Consider the following 17,153-nt stretch of genomic DNA (forward strand, 5'->3'; position numbering starts at 1 on the left):
CGCGTTACCGATTTCGACCGACATCATGTCACGAGTGCGGCGGGAAGGGCTATGTGCTAGAGCGCCCGCATGACACGCGACGACGCCTTTCCCATCAAGATCTGCGGCCTCTCGACTCCCGAGACGCTGGAAGCGGCGCTCGCCGCCGGCGCCGACATGATCGGCCTCAACTTCCATCCGAAAAGCCCGCGCTACGTCACGCCCGAGCGCGCGGTCGAGCTCGCCGCCCAGGCTCGCGGCCGGACCGGGATCGTCGCGCTGGTCGTCGACTACGCGCCGCAGCAGGCGGCCGAGCTCGCGAAGATTGTAAAGCCGGACTGGCTCCAGCTGCATGGCAAGGAGACGCCGGAGCAGGCCGCCGCGATCAAGGCCGCGACCGGCCTGCCGGTGATGAAGGCGCTCGGCGTCGCGACAGCCGCCGATCTGGATCAGGTCGCGCTCTATCACGGCATCGCCGATCGCATCCTGCTCGACGCCAAGCCGCCGAAGGACGCCGCCTATCCCGGCGGGCACGGCAGGCCGTTCGACTGGGGTCTGCTCGCCGGTCTCGACCCGGCTTTCCGCTTCATGCTATCGGGCGGGCTCGATCCGGCGAATGTCGCGGAGGCCATCCGCATCGCCAGGCCGGCCGGTGTCGACGTCTCCTCCGGGGTCGAAAGCGCACCCGGTATCAAGGATGTCGCGCGGATCGCGGACTTCGTCAGGGCCGCCCGCTCGGCGGCAGAAGAATTGAAGAAGGTAGGCCAGGCATGAACGCGCCGCACGCACCGAACAGCTTCCGCAACGGCCCGGACGAGAACGGTCGCTTCGGCCAGTTCGGCGGCCGCTTTGTCGCCGAGACGCTGATGCCGCTGATCCTGGAGCTGGAGCAGGCCTATAACGCCGCCAAGGTCGATCCGGCCTATCATGCCGAGACCGCCTACGGGCTGAAGCATTATGTCGGCCGGCCCTCGCCGCTGTATTTCGCCGAGCGCCTGACCGAACATTTCGGCGGCGCCAAGGTCTACCTCAAGCGCGAGGAACTGAACCACACCGGCTCGCACAAGGTGAACAATGTGCTCGGCCAGATTCTGCTCGCCCGGCGTATGGGCAAGAAGCGGATCATCGCCGAGACCGGCGCCGGCCAACACGGCGTCGCGACCGCGACGCTCTGCGCTCGCTACGGCCTCGAATGCATCGTCTACATGGGCGCGGTCGACGTCGCCCGGCAGGCGCCGAACGTCTTCCGCATGCAGATGCTCGGCGCGACCGTCGTGCCGGTCGAATCCGGCACCAAGACGCTGAAGGACGCGATGAACGAGGCGCTGCGCGACTGGGTGACCAATGTCGCGTCGACCTTCTACTGCATCGGCACGGTCGCCGGCCCCCATCCCTATCCGGCGATGGTGCGCGACTTCCAGTGCGTTATCGGCAACGAGACCCGCGTGCAGATGCAGGAGCTCGAAGGCCGCCTGCCGGATTCGCTCGTCGCCTGCATCGGCGGGGGCTCGAACGCGATGGGGCTGTTCCATCCCTTCCTCGACGACAAGAGCGTCGAGATCTACGGCGTCGAGGCCGCCGGCCACGGCATCCCGTCCGGCCTGCACGCGGCCTCGCTGACCGGCGGGCGCCCCGGCGTGCTGCACGGCAACCGCACCTATCTCCTGATGAACGAGGACGGGCAGATAAACGATGCCCATTCGATCTCGGCCGGGCTCGACTATCCCGGCATCGGCCCGGAGCATTCCTGGCTGCACGATATCGGCCGGGCCACCTATCTCTCGGCTACCGACGAGGAGGCGCTTGAAGCCTTCCAGCTGATCTCCAAGCTCGAAGGCATCATCCCGGCGCTGGAATCGGCGCATGCGCTAGCCAGGGTCGCGGAGCTCGCCGCGAAGAAGCCGAAGGACCATCTGATGGTCGTCAACCTCTCCGGCCGCGGCGACAAGGACATCCCGCAGGTCGCGGAGATTCTGGCGGGGCGGTGACCTAGAGCATTTTCGAGCGAAGTGGACACCGGTTCGCATAAAGAAAATGCGATAAAACAAAGACCTAGAGCATTTCCGCGATTCGGAGAAACGCGGAAATGCTCTGGATCGTCCTGATGCTGCCCCAATAGGTTGCGCATGGTGCGCGCCGCAGAAGCGGCGCTTGCTTCTGCGGACTATTCCCAGCGAAGGACGATCATGTCGAAGACGAAGAAGGCCCTCATCATCGCCGCGCTCGCGGTGCTCGCCGCTCCCGTGCACGCTCAGACCTCCGGCCCGCTCGCGCCGGCGGAAGGCATCGTGATCCAGACCACTGGCGAAGTCAGGGTGAAGCCCGACCTCGCCACCGTCCATGCCGGCGTGGTCAGCGAGGGCAAGACCGCGGCCGAAGCACTGTCGAAGAACACCCCGGCACTGGCCAAGCTGATCGAGGCGGTGAAGGCCGCCGGCGTCGCCCAGGGCGATCTCTCGACCTCGCAGATCGCGCTATCGCCGCGGATGACGCAGCCTTCGGCCTCGTCCTCGCCTCAGGCGCGCGCACCGAAGATCGACGGCTATGAGGCCCGCACCGGCATCACCGTGATCGTCCGCGACCTCGCCAAGGCCGGCCCGCTGATCGACGCCCTCGTCGCTGCCGGCGCCAACGACATGTCCGGCATCAGCTTCGGCCTCGCCGACGAGGACAAGGCCAAGGACCAGGCCCGCGACAAGGCGGCGGAAGCGGCGCGCGGCCGGGCCGAGATCTATGCCAAGCGCCTCGGCGTCAAGGTCGGCGAGCTCGTCTCGATCGTCGAGGCGGAGGCCGAGCCGCCGGTACGGCCCATGGCCGATGCGCGGGCCTATCGCATGGCGGCAGGCGCCGCGCCGATCCAGGTCGAGCCGGGCGAGGTCACCGTCAGCGCCGCGTTGCGTACGGTCTGGCGGATCGAGAGGTAGGTTTCTCTACAGCATCGGCAGCCCGCGCGGTTTTGGACCGCGCGGGAAGGCGGCGTCGAGCTTGGCGATGTCCGCATCGCCGAGTTCAAGCTTCAGCGCGCCGGCATTGTCCTGCGCATGGCGTGCCTTGGCCGCCTTCGGAATCGCGAAGACGCTGGGATTGCGCGTCAGGAACGCCAGCGCGACCTGGCGCGGGCTCACGCCATGGGCCGCGGCGATCTCGGCCAGCACCTTGCCCGGCGGCGACCCAGCTTCCGGAAAGTCGTCCTGCCCGAACGGGCTGTAGGCTGTGACGGCGACGCCGTTGCGCTCGCACCAGGGGATCACCGCATGCTCGATCGCCCGTTCGCGCAGGTGGTAGAGCACCTGATTGCAGGCGATCCTGCCGGGCCCGGCGACGCGCAGCGCCTCGTCGAGATCGCCGACGTCGAAATTGCTGACGCCCCAGGACAGGATCTTGCCCTCGGCCCTGAGCTCCTCGAACGCTGCGAAGGTCTCCGCCAGCGGGTATGAACCGCGCCAGTGCAGCAAATAGCAGTCGAGCCGGTCGGTTCCGAGCCGGCGCAGCGACTGCTCGCAGGCCTTGCGCGTGCCGGCCTTCGAGGCATTGTGCGGCAGCACCTTCGAGACCAGGAAGACCTCGTCACGCCGCCCGGCGATCGCCTCGCCGGTGATCTCCTCGGCGAGGCCATCGCCGTACATCTCAGCCGTGTCGATATGGGAGAGTCCGAGATCGAGCCCACTGCGCAGCGCCGCGATCGCGTCGCCCCGCGTTGCCCGCTCGATGTTCCAGGTGCCCTGGCCGATCCGCGACACCGCGGGACCGCCCTTGCCGAAAGCCTGCGTCATTGCTGTCGTCCTGTCGTTCAGCGGACATCGACCTCGTAGCGGCCATGGCGGACCTCGCCGTCGGAAAGCGGATGCGCACCGAAAAGCCGTCGCGACCGCGATAAGCGGGGTGGGAGGTGTATTCGAAGGCGAGCGCGTTGCCGACCCTGCCATCGCAATGCTCGTAGGGGCCGGGGCCATAGACCGCCTTGGCCTTGCGCGTCAGCATCCTGACCGTGCCATGCCGTGGCTTCTGCGTCAGCACGGCGGTCGGCCGCTTCACCTGGCGGCAACGCGTGTCCATGGTCATGTAGGTCTGCTGCATGAAGGTCGCCTCGCCGGCGACGGCGCGGTCGATGCCGTCGACGGTAGTGTCGCCCGAGGTCACGCAGCCACCGAGCGCACTGCAGAGCAGGATGAGCCCGAGCGTCGTCAGTCCGGGGATTGGCATGGCGCTCCTTGTCGCTGGGCGCTTGCAGAATGTAGCAACATATCTACATTCGAGGTTGTGACAGGAGTTTGCCGATGCCGATGACCTTGTCCAGCCGCGAATTCAACCAGGATGTCGGACGCGCCAAGAGGGCCGCCCAGCAAGGGCCCGTCTTCATCACAGATCGCGGCCAGCCTTCGCATGTCCTGCTGACGATCAACGAGTATCGAAAACTCACGGGTAAAGGCCTCAGCCTGGCGGAGGCGGTTGGCGATCCCGACAGCGCGGATTTCGAGTTCGACCCGCCGAGAATGAGCGACAAGATCGGCTTCAAGCCGATCGAATTCGACTGATGTATCTGCTCGACACCAATGTGCTGTCGGAGATTCGCCGCATGCACCGGGCGGATCAGGCCGTCTGGGCCTGGTCACAGGCGGTTCCCGCCGACCTCCTCTATATTTCCGCTGTGACCGTCCTCGAGATCGAGCAGGGAGTCCTTCGCGTTGAACGTCGCGATCCGCAACAGGCGCATCTCTTCGCAAACTGGCTGCACAAACGCATCCTCCCGCAGTTCGAAGGCCGCGTTCTGGCGTTCGACACGGCAGTAGCCTTGCGTTGCGCCGCGCTGCACGTTCCCGATCCGCGCCCCGAGCGCGATGCGATGATCGCAGCGACGGCTCTGGTGCATTCACTGACGGTGGTGACGCGCAATAAGAGGGATTTCGCGTCTTGCGGCGTCCCCACGCTCAACCCTTGGCTCAAACCAGATTGATCAAACCGGCGGCGTGCCGTTGGCTGCCAGAACCTCGCCGGCGAGGTAGAGCGAACCGCAGATCAGGATGCGCGGCGGCGCCGGCCAGGTCCGAGATGCGATCTCGCGCAGCGCCTGCTCGACCGAGCCTGCGACCTCGGCCTTCAGGCCAGCTTCCCGCGCCAGCGTCGCGACGTCCTCGGCCGAGCGCGCCGCGAGCTGGTTCTGGATCGAGACGGCGAAAAGGCCTTGCGCCAGCCCCTTGAAGTGGCCGAGCGTGGCGCGCGCATCCTTGGTCGCGAGCAGGCCGGCGATCATGACGAGCGGCGCCGGGTTCTTCTCCTCGAGATCGGCCATGGCCTGGGCGAGCACGCGCCCGCCATCGGGATTATGGCCGCCATCGAGCCAGAGCTCGGCGCCGGCTGGCGCGAGCTCGGCAAGCCTGCCGCGCGCCAGCCGCTGCAGGCGGGCCGGCCATTCCGCTTCGGTCATGCCGCGCTCGAAGGCGGTTGCCGGCAGCCCGCCATAGCCGGCGGCGCGCAGGGCTGCGATCGCGGTACCGGCATTGGTGTGCTGGTGGCGCCCGGCGAGACGCGGCAGCGGCAGATCGAGCAGGCCGTCGCCGTCCTCGTAGACCAGCCGGCCGCTGTCTTCGTGGACGTTGAAGTCCTGCATGCCGACCAGGATCTTGGAGGCACCGACGCGCTCGGCCGCAGCTTCCAGCACGGCGGTCGGTTCCGGCTCCTGCGGTGCGATCACCGCCGGGGCGCCGCGCTTGAAGATGCCGGCCTTCTCGCCGGCGATCTTGGTGACGGTGTCGCCGAGATATTCGGAATGATCGAGCGAGACCGGCGTCACCACCGTGCAGGCCGGGTGGTCGATCACGTTGGTCGCGTCAAAGCGCCCGCCGAGCCCGACCTCGAGCAGCACGACATCGGCCTTGTGCTCGGAGAAGAGCAGGAAGGCTGCGGCGTTGGTGATCTCGAAGAAGGTAATGGGATCGCCTGCATTCGCCTTCTCGCAGCGCTCCAGCGCATCGACCAGCAAGGCTTCGTCGACGAAGCGTCCGCCGCCCGGCCGGCCGAGCCGGATGCGCTCATGGAAGCGCACCAGATGCGGCGATGTGTAGATATGGACCGAGAGGCCGGCCGCTTCGAGGATCGCCCGCATGAAGGCGATCGTCGAGCCCTTGCCGTTGGTGCCGGCGACATGGATCACCGGCGGCAGCTTCTTCTGCGGATCGCCCAGCCGTTCGAGCAGGCGCAGGATACGCCCGAGCGAGAGGTCGATCAGCTTGGGATGCAGCGCGAGGAAGCGCGCCAGCAGGAGGTCGGATGTACTCATCAGGACACCGGCCTCCGGCCGGGGTGGAAAGCGGTCAGGCAGCGGCCGGCTGCGGCTCGGGTTCCGGTGCGTTCACGGCCGGGAGCGGCTGCTTGGTCAGCAGACGGCCGAGCCGCGCCAGCGTCGCCGGAATATCGTGGCGATGCACGACCATGTCGACCATGCCGTGTTCCTTGAGATACTCGGCGCGCTGGAAACCGTCGGGCAGCTTCTCGCGGATCGTCTGCTCGATCACGCGCGGGCCGGCGAAGCCGATGAGGGCGCCCGGCTCGGCGATGTGGACATCGCCCAGCATCGCATAGGACGCGGTGATACCGCCGGTCGTCGGATCGGTGAGCACCACGAAATAGGGCAGTTTCGCTGCCTTCAGGCGCCGCACGGCCACAGTCGTGCGCGGCATTTGCATCAGCGACAGGATGCCCTCCTGCATGCGCATGCCGCCGCCGCAGGCGAACACGACCAGAGGCGTCTTCTTCTCCAGCGCCGTCTCGGCGGCCTTGATGAAGGCCTCACCGGCGGCCATGCCGAGCGAGCCGGCCATGAAGTGGAAGTCCTGCACCGCGACCGTCATCGGCAGGCCTTTGACCCGGCCATAGCCGACCTTGATCGAGTCCGTTGCACCAGTCTTGGCGCGGGCGTCCTTGATCCGGTCGCTGTAGCGCTTCTCGTCGCGGAACTTGAGCGGGTCGGCCACGGCCTCCGGCAGGGCGACATCGATCCATTTGCCTTCGTCGAAGGTCAGCCGCAGCCGGTCCTGCGCGGCGACGCGCATATGGTGGTCGGAGCCAGGGATGACGAAGCCATTGGCCTCGACATCCTTGTGGAAGACCATCTGTCCGGAATCCGGGCACTTGATCCAGAGATTCTCCGGGGTCTCGCGCTTGAACAGCGTCTTGATGCGCGGACGGACGACTTCGGAAATCCAGTTCATCGGATCATCCTTGAATTGCGTAAGCCGCTAACGGCTCAGGCTGCCTTGACAACCGTGCGGACGCCGGCCGCGAGCTCGGCGACCAGCGAGGTGACAGCCGAAACCGTCTTTTCCGTGGCCTTGCCCTCGGCGTCGAGCGAGAGCCGGACGCGCTCGACCAGGGCCGAGCCGACGACGACGCCGTCGGCGTCCCTTGCGATCGCGATCGCATCGGCCGGCGTCTTGACGCCGAAGCCGACCGCAACGGGGAGCCTGGTGTGCTGCTTGATCCGGCCGACCGCTGCGCCGACCGCGTCGTAATTCGCGATCGCCCCGCCGGTCACGCCGGTCATCGAGACATAGTAGACGAAGCCGGAGGTGTTCTGCAGCACGCGCGGCAGGCGCTTGTCGTCGGTGGTCGGCGTCGCCAGGCGGATGAAACTCACGCCGGCGGCGAGCGCCGGCAGGCAGAGCTCCGCGTCTTCCTCGGGAGGCAGGTCGACGACGATCAGTCCATCGATTCCGGCGCTGCGGGCGTCCTTGAGGAAGGTGTCGACGCCATAGGCCCAGATCGGGTTGTAATAGCCCATCAGCACGATCGGCGTGTCGTGTCCGGCCTTGCGGAAGGCCGTGACCATGGCGAGCGTCTTGCGCAGCGTCTGCCCGGCCTTGAGGGCGCGCTGGCCGGCGAGCTGGACCGGGACGCCGTCGGCCATCGGATCGGTGAAGGGCACGCCGAGCTCAATGATGTCAGCGCCGGCTGCCGGCAGGGCGTTCAGGATCGCGCTGCCGGTGTCGAAATCGGGATCGCCGGCGGTGACATAGGTCACCAGCGCGGCGCGGCCCGCCGTAGCACAGGCGGCAAAGCGGGCTTCGATGCGGGCTTGTCCGGTCTCGTTCATGCCGGAGCGGTTAGCATGGCCGCGCCCGGCTGGCGAGAGGGCGTGGGGTCAGGCCGGGGCCGCTAGCGCGGCGCGATAGCTGCCGAAATACTTCATGCCGGTGTCGCACATCACGCTGACGACCGTCGCGTCCGGGTGCAGGCTCTCGGCCAGCCGCAAGGCGGCGATGACATTGGCGCCGGTGGAGAGCCCGGCGAACAGCCCTTCCTCGCGCGCCAGCCGGAGCGCCATCGCCCGCGCCTCTTCGGTCGAAACCAGCTCGATCGTATCCGCGATATCGTCCTGCCAGAGCGGCACGACGAAGCCGGCGCCGATGCCGTCGATCTTGTGCGCGCCGGGAGGGCCGCCGGAGAGTACCGGCGACTCCGCCGGCTCGACCGCGGTGATACGAATGCTGTCCTTCCGGGCTCGCAGGCTGGCGGTAATGCCGCGCAGCGACGCGGCGGTGCCGACGCTCTGGACAAAGCCGTCGATGCGCCCGCTTGTCTGCTCCCAGATCTCCGCCGCCATCGCATCATAAGCGGAAAGCTGGTCACGGTTCTTCATCTGGTCGGTCCAGAAGGCGCCAGTTTGCTGTGCGATCGCGCCGGCCGCCGCGATCATGTCGCGGGTCAGCTTCCCGGTCATCTTGCCGCTCTCGCTTTCGATCACGGTCAGCTTCGCGCCGAGGATCGCCATATGGTCGAGCTTCTCGCGACTGAAGGCGTCGGAGGTGACGATGTGCAGGGGATGCCGCTTCACCGCGCAGACCAGCGCCAGCGAGACCCCGGTGCTGCCGCCGGTATACTCGACCACGGCCCCGCCGGGTTTCAGCCGCCCATCCGCCTCGGCGGCCTCGATCATGGCGAGCGCCATCCGGTCCTTCATGCTCCCGGTCGGGTTCTCGCTTTCGAGCTTGAGGAGGATGCGGGCGCCATGGGCCGGCACGACATGGCGCAGCGGCACGAGCGAGGTCTTGCCGATACGGTCGAGAATGGTGGGGGGCATGCGGCGGTCCTTGCGAGCGGGGCTTTTCGCCTTCTCGTCTGAAAGCCGCCTCAGGTCAGGTCCGAAATCCGGACCGCCTCAGGCGAACTTGGCGCCGCGCTCGGCCAGCAGCGCCCGTAGCACCGAACGATGGCAATGCGCCTCGTCCTCGCAATAGCAGCCGACCGAGAAATCGCTGCCATGCGACAGGGTCGCCAGCAGGTCGAGCGCATGGCGCGGCGCCGGCTCCGCCATCTCTGCCTTGAAGGCGCGGGTGAAGCCGGTCCAGTCCTTCTCGCTCTCGGCGGCCTTGGCCTGCGCCATCAGCTCGGGCGTCGGCGACAGCACCGGGAACCAGACGTCGAACCAGTTCTCGCTGGCATAGCGCTCCTTCGGCACCCCGCGGGGCACGCGCCGGACCGTGCCGATGCGCGTGCCCTCGGCGGGATCGCGTGGTGTGCCGAGGCGGATGACGCGGACGCTCATGCGCTGGCCCTTTGATCGCTATGGGCCGGCGAGATGCCGGCGAAAAGATAGAGCTCGAACCAGCCGGGAAACGCCCGGATCAGGTCGCGCGGCCCCGATAGCGACAGGCCAAGCCGGTTGCTTCCGGCAAAGCTGACATCGCCGCGCCACCAGGCGGCCAGCGCCGGCAGCGGGCCGCGCAAGGTGAGCGCTTCCGGAAAGCCCGGATTCAGGCTGCAAAAGGAGGCTTCCGTGCGCTTGAGCAGCAGAAACCGCACGGGATGGCCATTGATCTCGAACCGCACCACCAGCGGCTCGTCCGGCAGAGCCGCGAAGCGCACGCGCCGCTGCATGTCGATCAGCAGCGGCTCGAGATCGAGGTCTTCCTGCTCGGCATGGCGCGGCAGCCAGCGCTGACCCCAGACGCCCATCGCCTTGACGAGCTCGGCGAGCTCCAGCCCGGCCGGGGTCAGCGCGTATTCGGGGCCGGCAGCCCCTACGCTACGACGGAGCGCGCCTGCCTGGACAAGCGCCTGCAGCCGCTCAGACAGCATGGTCTTGGATATCCGCGGAATGCCGCGGCGGATGTCATTGAAACGGCCGCTGCCGCACAGGATCTCGCGGACGATCAGCAAGGTCCAGCGCCCGCCGAGCGTCTCCTGGGCGCGCGCCATCGCGCAGAACTGGCCATAGCTGCTCATGGCGCCAGCCTAACACGAAGGATCGACCGATGCGGTCCGAAATCCGGACCGCTTGCATTCCCGCGAGACCATATCCATAAATGTAGTGACATCACTACATCGGGAGGCCGTCATGGTGAAGACGGTTTCGGCTGCGCAGGCCAATCGCGAATTCTCGAAGCTGATGAAGCTCGCCGAGAGCGGCGAGCGCGTCGTCGTGACCTCGCGCGGCCAGCCGAAGGTGCAAATCACCCGCGTCGAGGAGGCCGACGCCGAAAAGGCGCGCCGACGCGAGGCGTTCGACAGGTTGACGGAGCGGCTGAATTCGCAGCCCGCCCAGAATCTGCCGCGTCTCACGCGCGACGACTTCTACGATTGAGGCGATGCGCGTCGGCTTCGACACCAACATTCTGATCTATGCCGAGGGCTTCAATGATCAGCCGCGCGTGGCACGAGCGCGACAGATCAGGAGCGCTCTGGGGGAAGAGCGTATCGTGCTGCCGTCGCAGGTCATCGGGGAGCTCTTCAATGCCCTGACGCGCAAGCTCGGTGTGCCGCGTGGCCGTGCGCGGGAGATCTGCCTGGAATGGCGCAGCACTACCAGCTTCCGGCTGGTCGATGCCGCCTGCTGGGACGGCGCGCTCGCACTTGCCGCCACCCACGGTCTGCAGTTCTGGGATGCGCTCATCCTCGTCACGGCCGCGGAGGCCGGCTGCGCCCTGCTGCTGTCCGAAGACATGCAGGACGGTTTTGTCCATCGCGGCGTGACGGTCGCCAATCCGTTCGCGGAGCTGCAGCATCCGCTCCTCGCGGATGCGCTGCGGCATCACGGCTGACCCGGCGCCATTCTGGTGCGCGGCGAAGCGGAGATCCGAGAGGCTCAGGCCGGGATCACGCCACCAGGCTCTTCGGCAGCATGCAGTGAATGCCCTTGGAGCCGTTGACCGTCTGGGTCACCCGCAGATCGGCGGCGAGGCTGCAGAGCATATAGGCCTCGTCCCGCGTCAGCTTGGTCCGCGAGGTGATCAGGCCGATCATCTCGCGCAGAGCATCTTTCGCGCAGATGTCGAGGTCGGGATCGATCCCCATGGTGATGTGGTGGCTCTTCGTCTCGGCACGCGGCATCGCGTAGGACAGGTCCTCGCGCAGATGGAACTCGAAGGTGCCTTCCAGCGCCGTCTCGATCGCGGTGATGCAGACCTCGCCATCGCCCTGGGCGCCATGGCCGTCGCCGCAGGAGAACAGCGCGCCCTCGACGAAAACCGGCAGATAGAGCGTCGCGCCGGCGCCGAGCTCCTTGTTGTCGATATTGCCGCCGAAGGCGCGCGGGATCAGCGAGGTCACCCGGCCCCAATGCGCCGGCGGCGCCGTGCCCATCACGCCGAAGAAGGGCGAAAGCGGCAGCTCCATGCCCCAGGGCAGGTTCGCGACGTTCCGCTCGCGGTCGAGATGGATGTAACGGAAGGCATGGTAATCGAACTCGTCCGGCAGCGTGCCGCCGAGCGGGCGGAACATGGTGTAGCCGAAATCGGTGCGCGGCTTCACGCTCCTGATCTGCACCTCCAGCACCTGGCCGGGCCTGGCGCCCTTCACCGCGATCGGGCCGGTGAGGATATGGCCGGGCAGCATGCGCTCGGCCTTGTCATGGATCTCGTGGATCTCGGGCGGAATCGTCGCATTGCCCTCGGGCAGATGGGCGGGGCCGCCGGTGACGGTGCGGATGGTGACGCTGTCGCCGCTCTCGATCTCGAGCACCGGTTTCAGCCCGGCATCGAAATAGCCCCAATGGCAGGTGGCGAGGGAGGCATCGAGCTGATGGTGCGCCATGGTCTGTCTCGCTGGTCGGTCAAGGCGGGGAAGAGAGGTCGGAGCCGACGCGGCTGCGGGCATTGCGGCGCATGGTGTAGAGTGTCGCGCCGATGACGATGGCGGCGCCGGCGAGCGTCGTCAGCGAAGGCACCTCGGCGAAGAAGACGAAGCCGGTGAATCCAGCCAGGATCAGGCGGCTGAAATCGAGCGGCGCCAGCGCCGACGCCTCGCCGACCTGATAGGCCTTGGTGATCAGCCATTGCCCGGCGGTGCCGAACAGGCTGAGCAGCACCAGCCAGAACCATTGCTCGGCTGTTGGCCAGACCCAGAGCGCCCAGGCCGGCCATGCCAGGACGACCATCAGCACCAGGCCCTGATAAATCAGGATCGTCTCGGTGCGCTCGCTGGTGCCGAGGATGCGCACGCTGATGGTGATACCGGCGCCGAACAGCGCCCCGCCGACTGACATCAGCGCCCAGATGTTCAACCCATCGCCCGACGGATTGAGCATGATCAGCACGCCGGCAAAGCCGAGGGCGGTCGCGATCCAGCGGGCGGTGTCGACGCGCTCCTTCAGGATCAGCACGGCGGCGATGGTGACGAACAGCACCTGGCTGAAGCTGATCGCCGTCGCCTGGGCGAGCGGGATATGGATGAGCGCGCTGAAGCCGCAGAGCATCGAGGCCAGCGTGATCAGGCCGCGGAAGATCTGAAGGCCCGGCCGATCGGTCTTGAAGGCCAGAGGCAGGCTGCGGCCGGCGATGACGAAGACAACCGCGCTCATGATGATCTGGCGGATCATCAGCGTCTCGATCAGGGGGATCGCAGTACCGAGATGTTTGAAGGCGCCGACCATCACCGCATAAACGAGCAGCGCGGTGATCATGTAGACGGTGCCGCGCAGGTTCGGGCTCGCCCCCCGCCACCATAGACGGGAGCGATTGCGACGTGTGCCGAGCCAGCTCTCGCGGGACGGCGCGGACAGGACCGGCGGGAGAGGAACAGCTGCCAGACGCGAATCGGACGGTTCGGGAGGCTCTCCCGGACTGCCATCCTCGTCGGCTGAAACAGGCAGCGCTTCGGCCACGCCGATGCTCTCGCTGCCGCGACCCGTCGCTTCCGAAAGGCGGTCTTCGCTCATGGCTGCCCCGAGCCGGGCGGAAGACGCCGACGGCCTATCAGATATCCTGCAGGATTCGACTGTCGCCGATTTTCCGCCCGTTCGTCAGTGACTTGCGGACATGGCAGGGTTGCCTGTCGGGGTTGCCGCCACGTCCATTCGTTCCGCCGCGAGGGCAAGGGCGGCATGCCGACAAGGCCCTGTCATCGTCATGCGAATGGCGTATAGCAACGCCGTGGCGCTGCCATCGGCATGCGTCTCAGGGAGGTGATCGGGGCGATGCGGGATCTGCTGAGGGATGCGGTCAACGGCATCAGCGAGTTGTCGCCGCGACGCTTTCCCTGGCGCCGTTTTCTGTTCGCATTGGCACTCGGCACCCTCGGCGGCTGGCTCTTCGCCCATTACCGCCTGCCATTGCCCTGGATGCTCGGCTCGATGGTGTTCTGCACCGTCGCTGCCATCGCCCGCGCGCCGGTGGCCGCTCCCCCGGTGATCCGCCCGCCCATGTCGGCGGTGATCGGCGTGATGCTGGGCTCCGGATTCAAGCCGGAGATCATCGCGCAGATGCCGAATTGGCTGCCGACCATCGGCGGGCTCGTGCTGTTCATGGTCGCCTGCGGCCTGTGCTGCGTCACCTATTTCCGCCGCGTCGCTGGCTACGACCCCGTGACCGCCTTCTTCTCCGGCATGCCGGGCGGCCTCGTCGAGATGGTGATCACCGGCGAGGAGAAGGGCGGCGATGCCCGCACCATCGCGCTGATCCACTCCGCCCGCATCCTGCTGGTGGTGATGACGCTGCCCTTCATCGTGCAATGGCTCGAAGGCGTCTCGCTCGGCATCAACCGCAATCAGGGCCCGTCGATGTTCCAGACCTCGGCGCTGGGCTGGTTCTGGCTGGTCGCCAGCGCGATCGCCGGCGTGATGCTCGCCCATGCGCTGCGCATGCCGGCCAAGCAATTGCTCGGGCCGATGCTGGTCTCGGCCATCGTGCATCTCGTCGGCTTCAGCGATTCCGTGCCACCCTACGAGATCGTCAATGTCGCCCAGCTCATCCTCGGCGTCACCATCGGCTGCCGCTTCGTCGGCACGCCGCCGCAGGCGATCCTGCGCATCCTCCTGATCTCTTTCGGCTCGACCGTGATCCTGGTGGCGCTGACGCTGGTCTTCGCCTTCGCGGTGGCGCATGTCTCAAGCTACAAGCCGGTGCCGCTGATCCTGGCCTATTCGCCGGGCGGCCTCGCCGAGATGAGCCTGATCGCCCTGGCGCTGCACACCGAAGTCGCCTTCGTCGCGGCCCACCACATCATCCGGGTCTTCCTGGTGATGATCGGCGCCGGCCCGCTCTTCGGCTTCATCGTCGGGAAGAAACCGTAGGCGGCTTCAGGCGCGGCGCTGCACCAGCTTCTGGCGCAACACGCGCATGAGGAAGGCCGGGTTGCCGACGACATAGCGCCGCCAGAGTCGGCGCGGCTCGAGCCAGAGCCGGTAGACCCATTCGAGCCGCAGGGTGCGGAAGGTGTCCGGCGCCCGCGCCACCTCGCCGGCGAGGAAATCGAACAGCGCGCCGATGCCGGCCGCGACCGCGCAATGGCGGGCATCGATCCGGTCGGCGATCCATTTTTCCTGCCGTGGATTGCCGAAAGCGACCAGCAGAAGATCGGGCCGTTCATGCGCGAGCCGCGTCAGCAGGGCGGGCTCGTCCTGCGACGAGAAATAGCCATGGCTCAGCACCGCAAAGCGATGCTGCGGGTAGTCGGCGCGCAGCCTCGCCGCGGCGCTCTCGGCGACGCCTGGCCGGCCGCCGAGCAGCATCACCGAGAGCGGCTGCTTGCGCGCGGCGAGGATCGCCGGTGTGAAATCGGTGCCGTTGAGATTGGCCGGGAAGGCCGCGCCATAGAGCAGGTGCGAGGCGATGTCGACGCCGATCCCGTCGGGCAGGATCAGGAAGCGGGCGAGGCGCTCGCGCAGGCCCGCATCGCGCGCGGCGATGTTGACGAGATTGGCGTTGCAGTAGGCCAGATGCAGATGGTTGCCGCCGTCGAAGGCGTGATCGACCAGTGCGAGCGCCTCCTGCCGCGTCAAGGCCGCGACCGGGACGCCGGCGATGTCGCGGCGCGGCGGCTCGGGCGGGGTGGCGAGGGCAGCCCGTCGCTGTGAGTTCTGGAAGAGAACGACGTTCATCTCGATCGCTGCTGGCACGAACGTCGCCATGCTGACGGCGTAGCTCATTGTCTTCGTTGGGTTTCTTCCGAGGGTCAAGCGGAACCCCGACATAGGATGAACGCTGCCTTTCCCTGATCCGATAACCGGTCTTGCCGGCCCAACGGCTCTCTGTCTCGCCGGCTGTCCCGTTCTGGGACGCTCTTCTGCCCGGTCGCATTCCATACCGGTCCAACCGGGGCGATTCCCCCGCATTTCCCGCGAAACCGCCCGATGCCGCCGCGGCACCGCCCTTGCCACTTCGGCGGGGGTAGGCGGCCTCCGGCGCATCACCTGTGCCGAAACCGGACCGCCTGCGACCGAGCGAGCGCGGCATGATGAGCGTCAACGAGCTGAACTACGAAGTCGCCACGGCGGCCGACCAGCGCGCCAATGCGCTGCGTCATTGGATCGGGCTGATCACGGCGCTGGTCGATGCGGTGACGGTGGCGACCGTGGTCGCCGGCACCTCGATCGCCTATCACTTCGTCGCCTATCGCCATCTCGGCAACGACAAGGTCACCGCCGAGCTCGCCTCGATGATCGCCGCGATCTTCGTCTTCACCAATCTGATGCGCGGCCGCTACCGGCTGGAAAACTATCTTTCGACCAAGGGCCAGATCACCTCGGCCTTCGCGGTCTGGAACCTGACGATGATCGCCTTCGTCGCGCTCGTCTTCATGGCCAAGGTCAACGACCAGTATTCGCGTGCGGTCGTGCTCGTCACCTATTTCGCCGGCGTGCCGCTGATCGCGCTCGCCCGCTCGGCGATCGTACGCACCATCTCGATGGCGTCGAAGACCGGGCGGATCACCTCCGAGCGCGTCTTCCTGATCGGCCGCGAGAGCGAGGTGATGTCCTTCGTCGCGCGCCACCAGCCCTGGAACATCGGCTTCTCGATCGTCGACGTCGCCTTCCTGCGCAGCAATGATCCGCGCCGGATCAACGATCCGCAGGCGGCACTTGCCGCCGACCTCGTCACCGCCTCGGCCCGTGCCCGCGACCTCAAGCCGGACGCCGTCTTCATCGCGCTGCCCTGGTCGGACCAGGAGACGATCGACGCCTGTATCGATGCCTTCATGAACCTGCCGATCGCGATCCATCTGACGCCGGAGCGGGTCATGGACCGTTTCGACAATCCCCATATCGTGCGCATCGGCTCGCTCGCCTCGCTGCGGCTGACGCGCCCGGCGCTGTCCTTCGCGCAGATCTTGTTCAAGCGCGTCTTCGACGCCCTCGCCGCGAGCGCCATCCTCGTCGCGAGCCTGCCGATTCTGTTGTTGATCGCACTTGCGATCAAGCTCGATTCGACGGGACCGGTGCTATTCCTGCAACGCCGCTACGGCTTCAACCAGCAGCCGTTCCGCATCTTCAAGTTCCGCACCATGACGACGACGGACGATGGCGAAGTGGTCAAGCAGGCGACGCGCAACGATCCGCGCATCACCAGGATCGGCGGCTTCCTGCGGCGCTACAATCTCGACGAGTTGCCGCAGCTGCTCAACGTCATCGCCGGGCAGATGTCGCTGGTCGGCCCGCGGCCGCACGCGCTCGCCCATGACCGCGAGTTCCAGCGCAAGATCGCGCTCTATGCCCGGCGCCACAACGTCAAGCCCGGCATCACCGGCTGGGCCCAGGTCAACGGCCTGCGCGGCGAGACCGACACCGACGACAAGATGGCCCGCCGCATCGCCTATGATCACTGGTACATCGACAACTGGTCGTTCTGGCTCGACATCGGCATCCTGCTGCGCACCGTGTTCAGCCCCAGCGCCTTCCGCAACGCGCGCTGAGCGTCCGATCGACGCAACCCTCCCCTGAAGCCATCGTGCCTATGCGATGGCCG

Annotated in this window: 20 protein-coding genes; 9 read left to right on the forward strand and 11 right to left on the reverse strand. The window is 67.1% G+C overall.

All coding sequences use genetic code 11. The features are described from left to right. Positions 1–69: 69 nt before the first annotated feature. The 3 genes from ASE66_RS07495 (at position 70) to ASE66_RS07505 (ending at position 2,903) form a co-directional block, all read left to right on the forward strand. Positions 70–753, forward strand: coding sequence for a phosphoribosylanthranilate isomerase (locus tag ASE66_RS07495; protein ID WP_057188995.1), 684 nt, complete (start codon positions 70–72; stop codon positions 751–753). Further along, complete coding sequence (gene trpB / locus ASE66_RS07500; RefSeq protein WP_057188996.1) at positions 750–1,967, forward strand: tryptophan synthase subunit beta; 1,218 nt, start codon at positions 750–752, stop codon at positions 1,965–1,967. The genes ASE66_RS07495 and trpB overlap by 4 nt, the downstream gene beginning before the upstream one ends. A gap of 198 nt (positions 1,968–2,165) precedes the next feature. After that, entirely contained in the window at positions 2,166–2,903 is a 738-nt protein-coding gene (locus ASE66_RS07505; protein WP_162262461.1) for an SIMPL domain-containing protein, read from the forward strand. Positions 2,904–2,909: 6 nt separating this feature from the next. Here the strand turns inward: ASE66_RS07505 and ASE66_RS07510 are convergent, their stop codons facing one another. Further along, a complete protein-coding gene (locus ASE66_RS07510) occupies positions 2,910–3,719 on the reverse strand; it encodes an aldo/keto reductase (RefSeq protein ID WP_244494840.1) in 810 nt (269 codons plus the stop codon). Then, positions 3,607–4,182, reverse strand: coding sequence for a hypothetical protein (locus tag ASE66_RS33140; protein ID WP_244494831.1), 576 nt, complete (start codon positions 4,180–4,182; stop codon positions 3,607–3,609). Before ASE66_RS33140 ends, ASE66_RS07510 begins: the two co-directional genes overlap by 113 nt. A 74-nt stretch (positions 4,183–4,256) precedes the next feature. Here ASE66_RS33140 and ASE66_RS07515 point away from each other — a divergent pair, with 74 nt between their 5' ends. Then, positions 4,257–4,514: a type II toxin-antitoxin system prevent-host-death family antitoxin gene (locus ASE66_RS07515; RefSeq protein WP_057188999.1), complete on the forward strand. Its 258-nt coding sequence runs from the start codon at positions 4,257–4,259 to the stop codon at positions 4,512–4,514. Then, positions 4,514–4,933, forward strand: a complete 420-nt coding sequence (locus tag ASE66_RS07520; RefSeq protein WP_057189000.1) for a type II toxin-antitoxin system VapC family toxin — start codon at positions 4,514–4,516, stop codon at positions 4,931–4,933. Before ASE66_RS07515 ends, ASE66_RS07520 begins: the two co-directional genes overlap by 1 nt. On the opposite strand, the gene ASE66_RS07525 is transcribed toward ASE66_RS07520, so the two are convergent. The 6 genes from ASE66_RS07525 to ASE66_RS07550 all read right to left on the reverse strand — a co-directional run bounded on the left by ASE66_RS07525 (position 4,934) and on the right by ASE66_RS07550 (position 10,200). Continuing rightward, positions 4,934–6,256 (reverse strand): bifunctional folylpolyglutamate synthase/dihydrofolate synthase, encoded by a 1,323-nt coding sequence (locus tag ASE66_RS07525; protein WP_057189001.1) that lies wholly within the window; start codon positions 6,254–6,256, stop codon positions 4,934–4,936. Between the two features lie 34 nt (positions 6,257–6,290). Further along, entirely contained in the window at positions 6,291–7,187 is an 897-nt protein-coding gene (gene accD / locus ASE66_RS07530) for an acetyl-CoA carboxylase, carboxyltransferase subunit beta (RefSeq protein WP_057189002.1), read from the reverse strand. A 35-nt stretch (positions 7,188–7,222) separates the two neighbouring features. Further along, positions 7,223–8,068 (reverse strand): tryptophan synthase subunit alpha, encoded by an 846-nt coding sequence (gene trpA / locus ASE66_RS07535; RefSeq protein WP_057189003.1) that lies wholly within the window; start codon positions 8,066–8,068, stop codon positions 7,223–7,225. Positions 8,069–8,116: 48 nt separating this feature from the next. Beyond that, entirely contained in the window at positions 8,117–9,055 is a 939-nt protein-coding gene (locus ASE66_RS07540) for a PLP-dependent cysteine synthase family protein (RefSeq protein ID WP_057189004.1), read from the reverse strand. 78 nt (positions 9,056–9,133) lie between these two features. Next, a complete protein-coding gene (locus ASE66_RS07545; protein WP_057189005.1) occupies positions 9,134–9,520 on the reverse strand; it encodes a DUF488 domain-containing protein in 387 nt (128 codons plus the stop codon). Then, positions 9,517–10,200: a winged helix-turn-helix transcriptional regulator gene (locus ASE66_RS07550; RefSeq protein ID WP_057189006.1), complete on the reverse strand. Its 684-nt coding sequence runs from the start codon at positions 10,198–10,200 to the stop codon at positions 9,517–9,519. Before ASE66_RS07550 ends, ASE66_RS07545 begins: the two co-directional genes overlap by 4 nt. A 112-nt stretch (positions 10,201–10,312) precedes the next feature. On the opposite strand from ASE66_RS07550, the gene ASE66_RS07555 reads away from it, so the two are divergent. Together ASE66_RS07555 and ASE66_RS07560 are read left to right on the forward strand one after the other, a co-directional pair. Continuing rightward, positions 10,313–10,558, forward strand: coding sequence for a type II toxin-antitoxin system Phd/YefM family antitoxin (locus ASE66_RS07555; protein ID WP_057189007.1), 246 nt, complete (start codon positions 10,313–10,315; stop codon positions 10,556–10,558). Between the two features lie 4 nt (positions 10,559–10,562). Beyond that, entirely contained in the window at positions 10,563–11,015 is a 453-nt protein-coding gene (locus ASE66_RS07560; RefSeq protein ID WP_057189008.1) for a PIN domain-containing protein, read from the forward strand. A 55-nt stretch (positions 11,016–11,070) separates the two neighbouring features. On the opposite strand, the gene ASE66_RS07565 is transcribed toward ASE66_RS07560, so the two are convergent. Both ASE66_RS07565 and ASE66_RS07570 read right to left on the reverse strand, forming a co-directional pair. Beyond that, positions 11,071–12,006 (reverse strand): acetamidase/formamidase family protein, encoded by a 936-nt coding sequence (locus ASE66_RS07565; protein WP_057189009.1) that lies wholly within the window; start codon positions 12,004–12,006, stop codon positions 11,071–11,073. A 19-nt stretch (positions 12,007–12,025) separates the two neighbouring features. Next, a complete protein-coding gene (locus ASE66_RS07570; RefSeq protein WP_082613275.1) occupies positions 12,026–13,129 on the reverse strand; it encodes a DMT family transporter in 1,104 nt (367 codons plus the stop codon). Positions 13,130–13,360: 231 nt separating this feature from the next. On the opposite strand from ASE66_RS07570, the gene ASE66_RS07575 reads away from it, so the two are divergent. Beyond that, positions 13,361–14,482, forward strand: coding sequence for an AbrB family transcriptional regulator (locus ASE66_RS07575; RefSeq protein WP_082613276.1), 1,122 nt, complete (start codon positions 13,361–13,363; stop codon positions 14,480–14,482). A 6-nt stretch (positions 14,483–14,488) separates the two neighbouring features. On the opposite strand, the gene ASE66_RS07580 is transcribed toward ASE66_RS07575, so the two are convergent. Further along, the gene (locus tag ASE66_RS07580; RefSeq protein ID WP_244494832.1) at positions 14,489–15,319 is read right to left on the reverse strand and encodes a WecB/TagA/CpsF family glycosyltransferase; all 831 of its coding nucleotides are present in this window, start codon (positions 15,317–15,319) and stop codon (positions 14,489–14,491) included. Positions 15,320–15,642: 323 nt separating this feature from the next. Between ASE66_RS07580 and ASE66_RS07585 the strand changes: the two genes are divergently transcribed. After that, entirely contained in the window at positions 15,643–17,100 is a 1,458-nt protein-coding gene (locus tag ASE66_RS07585) for an undecaprenyl-phosphate glucose phosphotransferase (RefSeq protein ID WP_057189011.1), read from the forward strand. The last annotated feature ends 53 nt before the right edge of the window (positions 17,101–17,153 follow it).

Source organism: Allobosea sp. Root483D1, assembly GCF_001429505.1.
Taxonomy (GTDB): Bacteria; Pseudomonadota; Alphaproteobacteria; order Rhizobiales; family Beijerinckiaceae; genus Allobosea.